Origin of the sequence: Paracoccus alcaliphilus (assembly GCF_028553725.1) — a bacterium.
GTDB lineage: Bacteria > Pseudomonadota > Alphaproteobacteria > Rhodobacterales > Rhodobacteraceae > Paracoccus > Paracoccus alcaliphilus.
Genome location: NZ_CP067125.1, coordinates 222,713 through 237,758 on the forward strand (window position 1 = coordinate 222,713; position 15,046 = coordinate 237,758).

At 64.4% G+C, this 15,046-nt stretch carries 16 protein-coding genes; 6 read left to right on the forward strand and 10 right to left on the reverse strand.

Annotation, left to right across the window (positions count from 1 at the left end; all coding sequences use genetic code 11):
* Positions 1-5: 5 nt before the first annotated feature.
* Complete coding sequence (locus JHW40_RS19415) at positions 6-695, reverse strand: GntR family transcriptional regulator (RefSeq protein ID WP_244519103.1); 690 nt, start codon at positions 693-695, stop codon at positions 6-8.
* Positions 692-1,369 carry a GntR family transcriptional regulator gene (locus tag JHW40_RS19420; protein ID WP_090610502.1) on the reverse strand — a complete coding sequence of 226 codons (678 nt, stop codon included), beginning with the start codon at positions 1,367-1,369 and terminating at the stop codon, positions 692-694. Before JHW40_RS19420 ends, JHW40_RS19415 begins: the two co-directional genes overlap by 4 nt.
* A 199-nt stretch (positions 1,370-1,568) precedes the next feature.
* On the opposite strand from JHW40_RS19420, the gene dctP reads away from it, so the two are divergent.
* From dctP to JHW40_RS19445, 5 genes are all read left to right on the forward strand, one after another.
* The gene (gene dctP, locus JHW40_RS19425; protein ID WP_090610501.1) at positions 1,569-2,561 is read left to right on the forward strand and encodes a TRAP transporter substrate-binding protein DctP; all 993 of its coding nucleotides are present in this window, start codon (positions 1,569-1,571) and stop codon (positions 2,559-2,561) included.
* Positions 2,562-2,616: 55 nt separating this feature from the next.
* The gene (locus JHW40_RS19430) at positions 2,617-3,132 is read left to right on the forward strand and encodes a TRAP transporter small permease (RefSeq protein WP_090610500.1); all 516 of its coding nucleotides are present in this window, start codon (positions 2,617-2,619) and stop codon (positions 3,130-3,132) included.
* The gene (locus tag JHW40_RS19435; RefSeq protein ID WP_090610499.1) at positions 3,129-4,430 is read left to right on the forward strand and encodes a TRAP transporter large permease; all 1,302 of its coding nucleotides are present in this window, start codon (positions 3,129-3,131) and stop codon (positions 4,428-4,430) included. Before JHW40_RS19430 ends, JHW40_RS19435 begins: the two co-directional genes overlap by 4 nt.
* Positions 4,431-4,448: 18 nt before the next feature.
* Entirely contained in the window at positions 4,449-4,877 is a 429-nt protein-coding gene (locus JHW40_RS19440) for a type II 3-dehydroquinate dehydratase (RefSeq protein ID WP_090610498.1), read from the forward strand.
* A gap of 178 nt (positions 4,878-5,055) precedes the next feature.
* On the forward strand, positions 5,056-6,333 hold the full coding sequence (locus tag JHW40_RS19445; protein ID WP_090610497.1) for an MFS transporter: 1,278 nt from the start codon (positions 5,056-5,058) through the stop codon (positions 6,331-6,333).
* Between the two features lie 69 nt (positions 6,334-6,402).
* On the opposite strand, the gene JHW40_RS19450 is transcribed toward JHW40_RS19445, so the two are convergent.
* The 5 genes from JHW40_RS19450 to pcaD form a co-directional block, all read right to left on the reverse strand.
* Positions 6,403-7,461: a 3-carboxy-cis,cis-muconate cycloisomerase gene (locus JHW40_RS19450; protein ID WP_090610496.1), complete on the reverse strand. Its 1,059-nt coding sequence runs from the start codon at positions 7,459-7,461 to the stop codon at positions 6,403-6,405.
* Between the two features lie 68 nt (positions 7,462-7,529).
* Positions 7,530-8,129 carry a protocatechuate 3,4-dioxygenase subunit alpha gene (gene pcaG / locus JHW40_RS19455; protein ID WP_090610495.1) on the reverse strand — a complete coding sequence of 200 codons (600 nt, stop codon included), beginning with the start codon at positions 8,127-8,129 and terminating at the stop codon, positions 7,530-7,532.
* A gap of 1 nt (position 8,130) precedes the next feature.
* On the reverse strand, positions 8,131-8,859 hold the full coding sequence (pcaH, locus tag JHW40_RS19460; RefSeq protein ID WP_090610494.1) for a protocatechuate 3,4-dioxygenase subunit beta: 729 nt from the start codon (positions 8,857-8,859) through the stop codon (positions 8,131-8,133).
* Positions 8,856-9,239 (reverse strand): 4-carboxymuconolactone decarboxylase, encoded by a 384-nt coding sequence (gene pcaC / locus JHW40_RS19465; protein WP_090610493.1) that lies wholly within the window; start codon positions 9,237-9,239, stop codon positions 8,856-8,858. The genes pcaH and pcaC overlap by 4 nt, the downstream gene beginning before the upstream one ends.
* Positions 9,239-10,021 carry a 3-oxoadipate enol-lactonase gene (pcaD, locus tag JHW40_RS19470; RefSeq protein ID WP_090610492.1) on the reverse strand — a complete coding sequence of 261 codons (783 nt, stop codon included), beginning with the start codon at positions 10,019-10,021 and terminating at the stop codon, positions 9,239-9,241. The genes pcaC and pcaD overlap by 1 nt, the downstream gene beginning before the upstream one ends.
* 86 nt (positions 10,022-10,107) lie before the next feature.
* Here pcaD and JHW40_RS19475 point away from each other — a divergent pair, with 86 nt between their 5' ends.
* Entirely contained in the window at positions 10,108-11,019 is a 912-nt protein-coding gene (locus JHW40_RS19475; protein ID WP_090610491.1) for a LysR substrate-binding domain-containing protein, read from the forward strand.
* Between the two features lie 13 nt (positions 11,020-11,032).
* On the opposite strand, the gene JHW40_RS19480 is transcribed toward JHW40_RS19475, so the two are convergent.
* From JHW40_RS19480 to JHW40_RS19490, 3 genes are read right to left on the reverse strand one after another with little or no spacing between them, the layout of a single operon-like run.
* Positions 11,033-12,202 carry an iron-containing alcohol dehydrogenase gene (locus tag JHW40_RS19480; protein WP_090610490.1) on the reverse strand — a complete coding sequence of 390 codons (1,170 nt, stop codon included), beginning with the start codon at positions 12,200-12,202 and terminating at the stop codon, positions 11,033-11,035.
* Position 12,203: 1 nt separating this feature from the next.
* Entirely contained in the window at positions 12,204-13,586 is a 1,383-nt protein-coding gene (locus tag JHW40_RS19485) for an aldehyde dehydrogenase family protein (RefSeq protein WP_090610489.1), read from the reverse strand.
* A gap of 28 nt (positions 13,587-13,614) precedes the next feature.
* Positions 13,615-14,982 (reverse strand): glutamine synthetase family protein, encoded by a 1,368-nt coding sequence (locus JHW40_RS19490; protein ID WP_090610488.1) that lies wholly within the window; start codon positions 14,980-14,982, stop codon positions 13,615-13,617.
* Positions 14,983-15,046: the final 64 nt, after the last annotated feature.

Genomic DNA, 15,046 nt, shown 5'->3' on the forward strand with positions numbered 1-15,046 from the left:
GCGTCCTATTGATCCGCGGGCAGGTTGCCAAGGGCGATGGCTTGCGCCAGCCCGGCATTGATGTGATGGCGCAGCATCGAGGACGCGGCGGCCGTGTCGCGGCGCAGGGCGGCCTCCATCAGGGCGCGGTGTTCGGGTCGGGACGCGGCGGGGCGGAAGGCCAGCGCGATCATCTGATAACGCAGATACCGGTCGAAGACCTCGGCATGGCTTTGCATCAGCACCCGGGAATTGCAGGCCGAAATCAGCGCCTGATGGAATTTCCAGTCGCTTTCGCGCCATGCGGCAAGCCCGGATGTGTCGCCACGCTCCAGCCGGTCCTCATGCGCGTCAAGCTGGTGATGGGCGGCGATCACGGCGGCTTCCCAGTCCAGCGTTCCGGCGGCAAAGGACAGGGCGAGGGCGTGTTCTTCGATCAGCAGGCGCAAGGCGGCGATGTCGCGCAGACCGGATTCCGAGATCGGAGCAACCTTGAAGCCGCGCTGATCTTCGGCAATGACGAAACGCTCGGCGACAAGACGGCTGAGGGCCTCGCGCAGGGTACTGGCACCGGCGGCATAATCCCGCTTCAGCGCATCGAGCCGCAGCCTCTGGCCGGGCGACAGCACCCCCATCATGATGTCGATGCGCAGTTTCTGATAGATTGTCTCGCCCAGATTTTCGGGGGCTTCCGCCATTCTGCCGCCGGTCGTCATTGCGCATCCTCCAGCAGGCCATGCGCGACGGTATAGTCGATGCAGGCCCCGATATGTTGCACCAGCAGGCGTTGCGCGCGGTCGGCGTCGTGGTCCAGCGCCGCCGCCATCAGCGCATCATGTTCGTCGCTTGCCTCCTTGCCACGGAACATGACCAGCAGGACCTGATAGCGCAGGAAGCGGTCGAAGATGCGATCATGCGCGGCCAGCAATTCGGGCGACCCGCAGGCCGAGATGAGCGCTGCGTGAAATTCCCGGTCATAGCGTTTCCATGCCTCGCTGACGGACCTGTCGCCGGACAGCATGCGGGTTTCCATTCGTGACAGCTTGTGATGCGCGGCCAGAACCGATGCCTCCCAGTCCAGCCCGCCTTTGGCAAAGGATTGCGCGATCGCGTGCTGTTCCAGCAGCAGGCGCATGTCCGAAATCTCGCGCAATTCGCGGGCCGAGATCGCGGCGACCTCGAACCCCTTGGCGGGCTCGAAGTGGATCAGACCGTCCGAGACCAGACGGGGCAGGGCCTCGCGCAGGGTGGTGATGCTGACATCATAATGCTTGCGCAACTGCTCCAACCGCAATTTCGAGCCGGGGGCGAAACGGCCGAAGATGATGTCGTCGCGCAGGCGGCGATGCAGGCCGCCACCGATAGAATCCTGTGAATCCAGCACGACCATTCCCGCTTCCCCTTCGTCCTGCCAGTTTCACCAAAGTCCGATGCCGCATCAAGTGCGACACGTCGTTCATAGCCACTATCATAGGCGAAAAACAGAAATATCAGATGAAAATTAATTTACGCGTTGATTTTGAAAATAGCCGGTGCCAGACTTTACCGGCATCCCGCAGAAAAGCCGGGGGCATACCGGGGAGGAGACCATGACCTACAAGATTTCGCGGCGCTCTGTCGTGGCGCTTGGCGCCGCCAGTCTGGCAACGCCGTTTCTGGCGCGTGCGGGCTGGGCGCAGGATCCTGTCAGGATCCGCTTTTCCGCCGTGTTCTCGGAACAGGATATCCGCGCCGAGATGATGAAGAAATTCGCGGCGGGGATCGGTGAGGGGTTCAACTATCAGGGCTTCTATGGCGGCACCCTGTTCAAGCAGGCGACCGAGCTGGTCGCGCTTCAGCGCGGCAACCTCGAGATGGGGAATATCGCGCCGCAGGATGTCTCGAACCAGCTGCCCGCATGGTCGTCGCTGACCTCGGGCTATTTGTTCCGCGATCCCGCGCATCTGACGGCGTTCTTTGCCTCGGATGTGGGGGCCGAGATGACGGGGATGGCGGAAGAGTCGCTGGGGATCAAGGTCCTGGGGCCGACCTTTTTCGGCACCCGGCAGGTCGGTCTGCGCGGGACGAAGGAAATCAACACTCCGGCGGATATGGCGGGCATCAAGCTGCGGATGCCGGGGGGCGAGGCATGGCAATTCCTTGGTCAGGCGCTTGGTGCCAATCCGACGCCGATGGCCTATGCCGAGGTATATACCGGCCTGCAGACCGGGGCCATCGACGGGCAGGACAATCCCCTGCCAAATGTCGATAACATGAAATTCTATGAGGTGATGGACCAGATCGTGCTGACGGCGCATCTGGTCGCGTTCGATCTGCTGGTGGTGTCCGGGCGGTTCTGGGAGGGGCTGACCGAAGACCAGCAGGCCAGCCTTCAGGCCGCGGCGGATGAGGCCATCGCATGGTCCACGGCCGAGCATGTGAAGCAGGAGGAAGAGCTGGCCCAGTCCTTCGCCGAGCGCGGCCTTCGGGTTTATGCGCCCGATGTCGAGGCGTTCCGCGCGCATGTGCAGGCCGCCTATCTGGATTCGGCGCTGGCGGCCGAGTGGCCGGATGACATCATCGAGCGTGTCTCGGCCCTGTAACGCAGCCCGCGCCGGCCGGTCCGACCGGCTGGCGGCAGGGCAGGGATGGTAAACGATGCCAAAGATCAGACCCGTATTTGCGTGGCTGCGCCGCCGCGCCGAAAACCTGCTGGCCGCGATGCTGCTGGCGATGTTCCTTGTCTTCCTGTTGCAGATCGTATCGCGCTATGCGCTGAACCTGCCGATCGGATGGACGCATGAGATCAGCGTCATCCTGTGGATCTGGCTGGTGCTTTTCGGGGCCACATTCGTTGTTCCTGATACCGAAGAGATGCGTTTCGATCTGCTTTACGGCTCGGTGGGGCCGCGCACGCGGCGGGCGCTGGCCTTTACCACCGCCGTCATTCTGGTGACGCTGTTCTGCTGGTCGCTTCCGGCAACCTGGGATTACGTCACCTTCATGAAGATCGAACGGTCGGCCTATCTGCGTATCCGGTTCGACTGGCTTTATGCGATCTATGTCGTCTTTGCCGTCGGCATGATCCTGCGCCAGCTCTGGATTGGCTGGGCCGCGGTTTTCGGACGCGCGCCCGAGGCCTATGACCCGACCAAGGCGAGTTCCGGCATATGAACCTGACCAGCCCCTTTTCCATCGCGATCGTCGCCATCACCGGACTGGCCCTTCTGGGCCTGCCCATCGGGCTGTCGATGATCTGCGGCTCGATCCTGTATCTGTCGATGAACGGCATGGATATGGGAACCGCCGCCGAGCAGTTCCTGAACGGGATGTATTCGAACTATATCATCCTGGCCGTGCCGCTGTTCATCTTTGCCGCCGAGATCATGAACTCGGGTTCCATGACCGAGCGGCTTTTGCGTTTCTGCAATGTGCTGGTCGGTCATTTCCGGGGCGGGCTGGCGCAGATCAACGTCGTGCAAAGCCTGATCTTCGCGGGCATGTCGGGTTCGGCCATCGCCGATGCCGCCGGATCGGGGCGGATGATGCAGAACATGATGACGCGCGAGAACCGCTATACGCCCAGCTATGCGGCGGCACTGACGGCGGTGACGGCGGTGATCGGGCCGATCCTGCCGCCGTCGATCCCGATGGTGATCTATGCGCTCGTGTCGGATGCCTCGATCGGTTATCTGTTCCTTGCCGGTGTCGTGCCGGGCCTGCTGATGACCGCCTTGCAGATGGTGCAGGTCGGCTGGGACGCGCGGCGCCTGAACTTTCCGGTCGAGCAGAGGGTGCCATTGCGTGAAATCCCGCGCGTGACATGGCAGGCATTTCCCACCCTGCTGATGCCGGTGATCCTGCTTGGCTGCATCTATAGCGGTGTGACGACGCCGACCGAGGCCGCGGCCCTTGCCGCCGCCTATGCCGTGCTGGTGTCGGTGGTGATCTATCGCAGCCTCAGCTGGCGCGAGGGTTATGGCGCGATCCTTGTCAGCGCCAAGACATCGGCCTCTATCGGCATGATGATCGGCGGCGCGCTGGTCTTCAACTATGTCGTGACTATCGAGAACATCCCCGAGACCCTGCGCGCCATCCTGCAAGGGTGGGAACTGACACCCCTGCAATTCCTGCTGCTGGTCAATGTGATCCTGTTGCTGCTGGGCTGCGTGCTGGAGGGCACGGCGGTCCTGCTGATCATCGTGCCGGTCTTCATTCCCGCGGCGCAGGCGCTTGGCATCGACCTTGTGCATTTCGGCGTGGTGGTGGTGGTGAACATCATGCTGGGGCTGGTGACGCCGCCCTATGGATTGCTGCTGTTCATCATGACCAATATCTCGGGCTCTCCGATGAAGGCGATCATCCGCGACTGCCTGCCGTTTCTGGGCTGGATGCTGCTGTGTCTGATCCTGATCACGCTGTTTCCCGAAATCTCGCTCTGGCTGCCGCGACTGGCGGGCTATGAGGGCTGATCTGCAAGAGTAACCGACATGACGTTGTATATCCTGAACGGTCCCAACCTGAACCGCCTTGGCAGGCGCGAACCCGAAATCTATGGCGCCACGACCCTTGCCGAGATCGAGGGCTGGTGCCGCGAGGCGGCGGGGTCTGTCCCGGTGGCGTTCCATCAGTCCAATGCCGAATACCAGCTGATCGACTGGATTCACGAGGCCACCGACGAAGGCGCCACGGGAATCGTCATCAATCCGGCGGGTCTGACCTTTACATCGGTCCCCATCATGGATGCGCTGAAGATGTTTCCCGGCCCGATCATCGAGCTGCACATCTCGAACATCCACCGGCGCGAGGCGATCTATCACAAGTCGCTGATGTCGCCGGTGGTGACGGCGGTGATCGCCGGTTTGGGCGCGCGTGGATACGTTCATGCGGTGCGCGCCGTCATGGATCTGGCGGAATGATTATTAACCGATGGGTTATGTCGTGACGGTGTAATATCATGTTTCCGGGCAAGAGTTGAATATTGTCCTGCCCGTCCCGACGGGTTTAACGTCGCGCCGGGGGATTGGATTCGCGGTGTGAACGCGATGCCGGGGCAGAGGAGCCTTGTCGCCGTCCCTTTATCGGGAAGGAGACGATATGACACTCACCTCGACCCACACCGTGGCGCATGGCACGGCTGCGCGCACTGTCGCGTTGCTGTGCTGGATCGCCGTCGTTCTGGACGGCTTCGATCTTGTGGTCCTTGGCGCGCTGATCCCGACGCTGACCGGTGGCGAGATTCCGTGGATGACCGCCGCGCAGGCGACCTTTGTCTCCACCATCAGCCTTGTCGGCATGACGCTTGGCGCGCTGTCCATCGGCATCGCGACCGACTGGCTGGGGCGGCGCAAGGTGATGATCTGGGCGGTTACCGCCTTTTCCGCCCTGACGCTGGCCTGCGCATTCTCGCAAAGCTATGTCCAGCTGGGCGTCTTCCGCTTTCTGGCGGGGTTCGGGCTGGGCGGCTGCCTGCCGACCGCCATCGCCATGGTGACCGAGTTTTCGCGCGGCCGGGCGGGCAAGGCCTCGACCACGGTGATGACCGGCTATCACGTCGGGGCGGTGGCGACGGCGCTGCTGGGGCTGATCGTGTTGCCATCGCTTGGCTGGCGGGCGATGTTCATCATCGGTGCGATCCCGGGCTTTGTCCTTGCGCCGATCATGTATCGCCACCTGCCGGAATCGCCCTCGTTCCTGCTGGCGACCGGGCGGCGGGCCGAGGCCGAAAGAATCGCCGCTGACTATCACCTGACCCTGCCCGAGGCCGCGCCCCAGCCCGAGGAACGCGCCTCTTTCGGGTCGCTGTTCCGGGGCACGTTCCTGCGCAATTCCATCGCCATCTGCGTGACCTCGTTCATGGGGCTGTTGCTGGTCTATGGCCTGAACACATGGCTGCCCAAGCTGATGGTCGCCGCGGGCTATAGCCTGACCGGCGGGCTGTGGCTGCTGCTGTTGCTGAATGCCGGGGCGGTCTGCGGGTTGCTGGTCGCGGGGCAGGTCGGCGACCGCGTCGGGCTGAAACTTGCGGCGGTGGCATGGTTCCTGTGCGGCGCGGTGCTGCTGGCGGGTCTGTCGGTCAGGATGGGACCGGTACTGCTTTATCCGATGGTGTTCCTGACCGGCTGCTTCGTCTTTTCGGCGCAGATTCTGGTCTATGCCTTCGTTGCCTCGAACTATCCGCCGGGAATCCGGGCAACCGCACTTGGCATGTCGGCGGGTGTCGGGCGGCTGGGGGCCATCGCCGGGCCGCTGGCCGGAGGCACGCTGGTGTCGATGGGCATCGGCCATCCCTGGGGCTTTTACGCCTTTGCCATCGTCGGCCTGCTGGGGGCCATCGCGCTGGCGCAGTCGAAGGTGCTGACGCAGAAGGTCTGACGAAAAGCGGCGCTGCGGGGCCCTGTTTCATGGAATGCCGTGGGCGCGGGGTACATCCCGCGCCCGATCTCATTCAGGGGTGCCGATGCGGTTGATCTGAGCGGTCAGCGTGATCGCCACCTCCAGCGCCCGTCCGGTCGCCTGTGCCATCTGCGGCAGGATCATCCATTCCAGCGCCCATGTCGCGCCCGAGCGTTCCTGTTCATGGATCAGCGCCTGATGCAGGCCCGACAGTTGCACCGCGTTGAACCGCGCCAGTGTGACCAGCAATTCCGCCAGAACCGGGTTCTGCTTGTGTGGCATGGCCGAGGATGCGCCGCCGCCCGACAGCGCGATCTCGGCAATGCCCTGCTGCGCCATCAGGGCGATGTCCTGCCCCATCTTGCCCAGAGTGCCGCTGACCAGCGACAACAGCCCCGCGAATTCAGCCACTCCGTCGCGCATCGCATGCCATGCGCGGGGCGGATTCTTCAGCGACAGCGCGGCGGCCAGATCCTGTGCCACCTGCGCCGCCTTGCCCCCAAGCGCCTTGCGGTCGCCCGAGGCGCCCCCCAGTTGCAGCCGGGCGATGCGGGGGCGGGCATCGGTGATGCGGGCACGGTGATCGGCCAGCGGCAGCAGCCACGGCGCGATCCGGTCGCGCACGGTGATTTCGGTCGCGGCCTGCATCCGGGTGCGGCCCATCAGCGGCGCATCCCCGAAGCGGGCGTCCAGCGCCTGAAGCGCGCGGGTCAGCGTGGCCAGCCGGTTGTCGATCAGCGACAGGCTGTCCCGCATCGCCATCGCCGTGGCCGTATCGATCACGTCCTGCGACGTCGCGCCCTTGTGGACCGCGCCCGCCGCATCGCCCGCCGCTGCCTTCATCTGCGCCACCAGGCGCGGCACGACGACGCCGTCATTGCCGCTGCCCGCGCGCAGGTCGGCCATGTCGAAATCCATTGCCTCGATGGCCTGCGCCGCGGCCTCGGCCTGCGCGGTCCCGGCCAGACCGGCGCGGCCAAGCGCGCGGCTGAAGGCGGCCTCGAAGGCGCGCATCCCGGCCAGTTGCGCATCGGGCGACCACAATGCGGCCATTTCGGCGTCAGCGAACAGGCCGCCAAGCCACGGGTGATCGAAAACATCGGTCATGGGTGCCCCTTTGCGAACATGGCAAAACGGCGCGAGAGCCCCGCGCCGTTTCCATCCTTATCAGCCGATCAGATGTCGAGAAACACCGTCTCGCCCTCGCCCTGCAGGCGGATATCGAAACGGTATGTCCCCTCGCCGGTCTTTCGGGCGATCAGCGTATCGACGCGCGGGCGCTGTTCGATCCGGGCCAGCAGCGGGTCCTCGCTATTGTCCTCATCCTCGAAATAGATGCGGGTTTGCAGGCCGATATTGATCCCGCGCGACACGATCCAAAGCGAGATATGCGGCGCGAAGGGCTTGCCATAGCGCGACGGCACCGCGCCCGGCTTGACCGTGCGCAGGGTGAATTCGCCGGTGACGGCATCGGCGGCGAAACGGCACAGCCCACTGACCGCAGGGTCGGCGCCCTCCTGCCCGGGGAATTTCCCCGCCGCGTCGGGTTGCCAGCTTTCGATCAGCGCATCGCGCAGCGCCCAGCCGGTGCCGTCATAGACGGAGCCCACGATCTCGATGATCTGGCCCTTCGCCTCGCCCGAGATCGGGGACACGCCGATCTCTTGCTGGTAATAGTTCGCATTGCCCGCATAGGTTGGCATCAGCCCGATATGGACGTAGGGTCCGGCGGTCTGCGAGGCCGTCTCGGGCAGATAATTCAGCGGCTGGACCATCTTACATCCCCTCGATCTTGTTTTCGAACATGGATTGGCGGCGACCGCGCAGGACGATGTCGAACTTGTAGGCCAGAAAATCCAGCGGGCGCGAAGATGCCATGTCCAGCGGCGCGACCAGCCGGTCAAGCTGCGACCGGTTGCGGATCGTCGCCGCGATCGGGCAGCGGTCGATCAGCGGATCGCCCTCGAAATACATCTGGGTAATGAGGCGCTGGCCGAAGCTGTGACCATAGACCGAGATGTGGATATGCATCGGCCGCCAGTCATTGCCCCGGTTCGGCCAGGGATAGGCGCCGGGGCGGATGGTCAGGAACTGATAATAGCCGTTCTCATCCGTCAGTGTCCGTCCGCAGCCGCCGAAATTCGGGTCCAGCGGCGCAAGATAGCTGTCCTTCTTGTGGCGATAGCGGCCACCGGCATTGGCCTGCCAGATCTCGACCAGCGTATTGGGCACGGGCCGGGCGTTCTCGTCCAGCACGCGACCATGCATCAGGATGCGTTCGCCCACGGCGGGGGCCGCGCCCTTGGTCCAGTTCAGGATCAGGTTGTTGTCCAGCGCGCCGATGATGCCGTGCCCGAAGGTCGGGCCGGTTTCCTCGGACGGACCCGATTCCATCGACAGCAGTGGCAGGTTCGGCGACCTTGCGATGCTGGTCTTGTAATCGGGATAGTAAGCTAGCGGGTGTGCCTCGCGGTTGCGAGGGATCAGCGGGCCAAGGTCTGTCATTCGGATGCCGCCTCCATCTCGGCATAGGTCTGTTTCGCCAGTTTGATGGCGTGGTTCGCGCGTGGCACCCCGGCATAGATGGCGACGTGCTGGAAGGCCTCCATGACATCGCGCTTGCTTGCGCCGGTTCGGGCGGTGGCCCGGATATGCATCGGGATTTCCTCGAAATTGCCGGTCGCGGCCAGCAGCGCCAGCGTCAGCATCGAGCGTTCCCGTTTCGTGATCGCGTCCGAGGCCCAGACGGTACCCCAGGCGGATTCGGTGATCAGGTCCTGAAAGGGCTGGTCCAGATCGGATTTCGCCGCCTCGGCCCGGTCCACATGCGCATTGCCCAGAACCTCGCGGCGGGTCTGCATGCCCATGGCATAACGGTCACTCATCAGGCGGTCCTTTCCAGAAAATCGGTCAGCAGTTTCGCAGTCGCGCCGGGCTGTTCGACGCAGGGAATATGGCCCGCATCCGCGATCAGGTGGAATTCCGCGCCGCACAGTTCCGCCGTCGCGCGGACCAGATCGGGCGAGGTCGAGCCGTCCTGATCGCCTGCCATCGCCATCACCGGCAGGTGCAGCGCACGGGTGTTTTCGGTCAGGTCCGCCCCCGCGATGGCCGCGCAGCAGCCGCTATAGCCCGCGACCGTGGTGCGGTTCAGCATATTGCGCCACAGCGCGAATTCGGGATTGTCTGCGCGAAAGCCGGGCGTGAACCAGCGTTCCAGAATTGGACCCGCCAGCGCGTCGATGCCGTCGCGGTTGATGGTGTCGATCCGGTCCTGCCACATGTCGGCCGTGCCGATCTTCGCCGCCGTATCCATCAGCACCAGCGCCCGCAGCAGATCGGGGCGTTTCGCCGCCAGCCCCTGACCGATCAGCCCGCCGATGGACAGGCCCACGAAAGTGATGTCGCGCAGCCCAAGCCCGTCACAGACCGCCTCGGCATCAGCGACCAGATCATCCATCGCATAGGGTGCGGGCGTGGCGTCCGACAACCCGTGGCCGCGCTTGTCAAAGCGGATGATCCGCAGTCCGGCAGGCAGCAGCGGCAGCAGCGCGTCCCAGACCCGCAGATCGGTGCCCAGTGAGTTGCCGAACATCACTACGCGACCGTCGCGCGGTCCTTCGTCGCGGATATGCAGCCGGATTTCGGATGTGGAAATGGTTTGCATGATATCCCCCTTGGGCAATTATGGCATGACAGGACGGGCGATGAAAATTATAATGATGCAAAAGTCACATAACCCAAGGGTTATTCATGCTGCACAGCCACCTGCGTCTGCGCCACCTGCGCTGCTTTCTGGAAACGGCCCGGCTGGGCAGCCTGTCCGCGGCTGCCGAGGCTTTGCATGTCAGCCAGCCCGCCGCCTCCAAAACCATCCGCGAGTTGGAAGAGATCCTTGGCGCGCAGCTGTTCGACCGTTCGGGGCGCAAGCTGGTGCTGTCTGCGGCGGGCAAGGTCTATCAGACCCATGCGGGCACCGCGCTGGCCGATCTGGAGCGGGCGCAGCGCCTTGTCCTGTCGCCGCCGCTCGAACGCCCGCGCCTGCATGTCGGTGTCCTGCCGACGGCGGCGACCGGGCTGGTGCCGCGCGCGGCGCTGGCCTTTCGCGATACCCATCCCGAGGTTCTGCTGGATGTGATGACCGGGCCGAACTGGCTGCTGCTGTCGCTGCTGCGCGAGGGGCAGCTTGATCTGGTGGTTGGCCGGATGCCATCTGCCGGTAATACCGAGGGGCTGAATTTCCGCCGTCTTTACTGGGAGCGGGTCGTGCCGGTGGTGCGGGCGGGCCATCCGCTGCTGCGACGGCAGGATTGGGATTATGCCGATCTGACCCGCCACCCGCTGATGCTGCCGCCCGCCGGGGCGCTGATCGCGAATTCGGTACGCACATGGCTGCATTCGGTGGGCATCATCGAACCGCAGCCCGCCTATGAGAACGTGTCGCTCAGTTTCGGGCGCGAGGTGGTGCTGCGATCCGATACGGTCTGGTTCATCTCGGAAGGTGTGGTCCGGGCCGAGATCGAGACCGGCGCGCTGGTCATCCTGCCGATCCGCAACGAATTGCTGGGCGGCCCGGTCGGCATTTCCCTGCGCGCCAGCGATGAGCCCCGCCCCGAAGCGCAGGCCCTGATCGCCACGCTGGAACGCGCCTCGGACGGTGGATGATCGTGAACTCTGCCTACATGCAGGACTGATAGAGCGTGCGGGTGTTTTCCTGCATCATCGGGATCGGGTTGCCGCCGCAAGAGGGGTCCTCGAGCGCCATCGCGGTCAACTCGTCCAGACGCGATTCCTCTACCCCCAGCGCTTTCAGGTTTTCCGGGATCGCCAGTTCGGCGCGCAACTCCATGATCCGCGCGCGAAAGCCGTCAAAGCCCCCGTCAATGCCCAGATAGGCGGCGGCCCGTGCGATGCGGTCCTCGATGGCGGGACGGTTGAAATCCAGCACCATCGGCATCACCACGGCATTCGTGGTGCCGTGATGGGTGCCATAGACCGCGCCCACCGGGTGGGACAGGGAATGGATCGCGCCCAGCCCCTTCTGGAAGGCAACCGCGCCCATTGCCGCCGCGCTCATCATATGGGCGCGGGCCATCAGGTTATCCGGTTCGCGATAGACCAGCGGCAGGTTTTCCAGCACCAGCCGCATCCCTTCCAGCGCGATGCCCTGCGACATGGGGTGATAATGCGGCGAGGAATAGGCCTCGAGGCAATGCGCCAGCGCGTCCATGCCGGTGCCTGCGGTGATGGCTGGCGGCATCCCCACCGTCAGCGCCGGGTCGCAGATCGTGACGCCGGGCATCAGCTTCGGGTGGAAGATGATCTTCTTTCTATGCGTCGTGGAATCGGTCAGCACGCCTGCACGGCCGACCTCGGAGCCGGTGCCGGCGGTGGTCGGCACGGCGATGATGGGCGCGATCCGGTCGGCATCGGCGCGGGTCCACCAATCGTCGATATCTTCCAGATCCCAGACCGGCAGATCGGGGCGCTGATCCGCCATCAGCGCGATCATCTTGCCCAGATCCAGCGCCGAGCCGCCGCCAAAGCAGATCACCCCGTCATGGCCGCCCGCCTTGAAGGCGGCGATGCCCGCCGTCATGTTGGCCTCATCCGGGTTCGGATCGACATCCGAGAACACCGCTCGACCCAGGCCCGCGCCGTCCAGGACATCCAGCGCGGCGGCGGTGATCGGCAGGCTGGCCAGCGCCCTGTCGGTCACCAGCAGCGGCCGGGCCATGCCAAGGGATGCCGCATGTTCGGCCAGTTCCGCGATCCGGCCCACGCCGAATTTGATTGCGGTCGGATAGGACCAGTTGCGGTCGGGAACGCCATGATCGCCGTGGCTCATGTCACACCTTCTTCATATGATAGGATTTGGCGCGGGTGACCGACAGGTAACCCAGATAGGACAGCGAACCGCCCCGGCCGGTATCCTTGCAGCCGGTCCAGCACAGTGCCGGGTCAAGGTAATCGGCGCGGTTCATGAACACGGTGCCGGTCTCGATCCGCGCGCCGATTTCGGCGGCACGGTCGGCATCTTCGGTCCAGATGCTGGCGGTCAGGCCATAGGGGCTGTCATTCATCAGTTCGATCGCCTCATCGTCCGAGGACACCTTCATGATGCCGACGACGGGGCCAAAGCTTTCCTCGCGCATCACCCGCATCGAGTGATCGACATCGACAAGGACCTGCGGCGCCAGATAGGCGCCACCGTCATCGGCGGGGAAATTCGCCGGGTCGATCAGCGGTCGTGCGCCTTGCGCCACGGCATCAGCGGTCTGATCGCGCACGAGTTGCGCGAAACGGACATGCGCCATCGGGCCAAGCGTCGTTTCGGGATCGTTGGGATCGCCCAGTTTCAGCGCGTTGACCCATGCGACGGCCTTTTCGACAAAGGCGTCATAAAGGCTGTCATGGACATAGATCCGCTCGATCCCGCAGCAGCACTGGCCGGAATTGAACATCGCCCCGTCCATCAGCGTATCCACCGCCGCGTCCAGATTGGCATCCGCGCGGACATAGCCGGGATCCTTGCCGCCAAGCTCCAGCCCCAGTGGCGTGAAGGTGCCCGCCGCCGCGCGTTCGATGGTGCGCCCGCCGCTGACCGAGCCGGTGAAGTTGACGAAATCGAAGGCCCGGCTCGCGATCAGGCTTTCGGTCGTGGCATGGTCCAGCACGATGTTCTGGAACACGTCCTCGGGGATGCCTGCCGCGTGGAAGGCCTTGGCCAGATGCTCGCCCGCCAGCAGGGTCTGGCTGGCATGTTTCAGCACCACGCTGTTACCCGCGATCAGCGCCGGAACGATGGTGTTGATCGCGGTCAGATAGGGATAGTTCCACGGTGCAATGACGAAAACCACGCCAAGCGGTTCGCGCGCGATCAGGCGGCGGAAGGCGTCGCTGTCCTCGATCACCTTGGGCGCCAGTGTCTCGGCGGCGATTTCGGCCATATAGTCGGTGCGGGCATTGACGCCGCCCATCTCGCCCGCGCCGAAGCGGATCGGGCGGCCCATCTGCCCGGCCAGATCCCGCGCGATCCGGTCCTGCATCGCGGTCAGTTGCGCCACGCCCGCGCGAACCAGCGCGATGCGGTCGTCAAGCGGGCGGGCGGCCCATTCCCGCTGTGCCGCGCGGGCGCGGGCCACGGCGTTTTCGGCCACGGCGGGCGGCAGGGGCATTCGTTCGGCATAGACCGTGCCATCCGCGGGGGAAATCAATTGGATCGGTTTCATCTTGTCCTCTTGTGGGCGCGGTCTGCGGTTACGAGCGCTCGAACAGGCGCTGAAGCTCGAAATCGGTGACCACGCGGTCGGTCTCGGCGATCTCCCATTCGGCGGCGTGGTGATAGTGGTCAACGACCTCATCGCCGAAGGCGCGCCGGAAGGTATCAGAGCCTTTCAGCGCCGCCGCCGCGTCGCGCAGGTTGCGGGGGATCTCTGGCGCGTCATCGGCGTGATAGGTGTCGCCGGTCATTTCGGGTTCCAGCGGCAATTCGCGCTCGATCCCATCCAGCCCGGCCGCCAGCAGCGCAGCGCAGGCCAGATAGGGGTTCACGTCCGATCCCGGAATGCGACATTCGATCCGCACCGCTTTGCTATCCGCGCCGCAGACGCGGAACCCGGCGGTGCGGTTGTCGATGGACCACACGGCGCGGGTCGGGGCGAACATGCCGATGGTGAACCGCTTGTAGCTGTTGACATAGGGCGCAAGAAACACCGTCATGTCCCGCGCCGCCGCCAGTTGTCCGGCCACGAAATGCCTCATCAGCGCCGACATGCCATGCGGATCGGTCGGGTCGTGAAAGACGGGCTGGCCATCCGCCGTCCACAGACTCTGATGCACATGCGAGGAAGACCCCGCCCTGCGGTGGTCGTATTTGGCCATGAAGGTGACCGACTGGCCCTGCGCCCAGGCGATTTCCTTTACCGCCTGTTTGATGATCGTGTGATTGTCGGCCGTGTCCAGCGCGTCGGAATAGCGATAGTTGATCTCGGCCTGACCGGCATCGGCCTCGCCCTTGGTATTCTCGACCGGGATGCCGGCGCCAAAAAGGCCGTTGCGGATGGCGCGCATCACCCCTTCTTCCTTGGTGGTCTGGAATATGTGGTAATCCTCGTTATAGGCCGAGATCGCGGTCAGGTCGTTGAAACCCCGGTCGCGGAAACTCTCATAGCTGTTCTCGAACAGATAGAATTCCAGCTCTGTCGCCATCATCGGCTGAAACCCCATCTGGCGGGCGCGGGCCACCTGACGTTTCAGGATCGCGCGGGGTGAAACCGCGATTTCCTCATGGGTGTGGTGGTCCAGCAGGTCGCACATGACCATCGCCGTGCCGGGCAGCCATGGCAGGCGGCGCAGCGTGGACAGGTCGGGCTTCATGACATAATCGCCATAGCCCTGCGACCAGCTGGCGCTGCGATAACCGGGCACGGTCGCCATCTCCATGTCCAGCGCCAGCAGATAGTTGCAGCAATGGGTTTCCTTGTGTCCGCCATCCAGAAAGAAGGCGGCGTGGAAACGCTTGCCGATCAGGCGGCCCTGCATGTCGGGGGCGACCACCAGAACGGTGTCGATCTCTGCCGCGTCAAAGGCGGCTTGCAGCGACTCGAGCGTCAGATTTGCGGGCATGTGAACCTTGTCCGTTCAGGGGAAGGGTGGTCTGTCTGCCGGGCGACGGTTGCGCCGCCCGGCA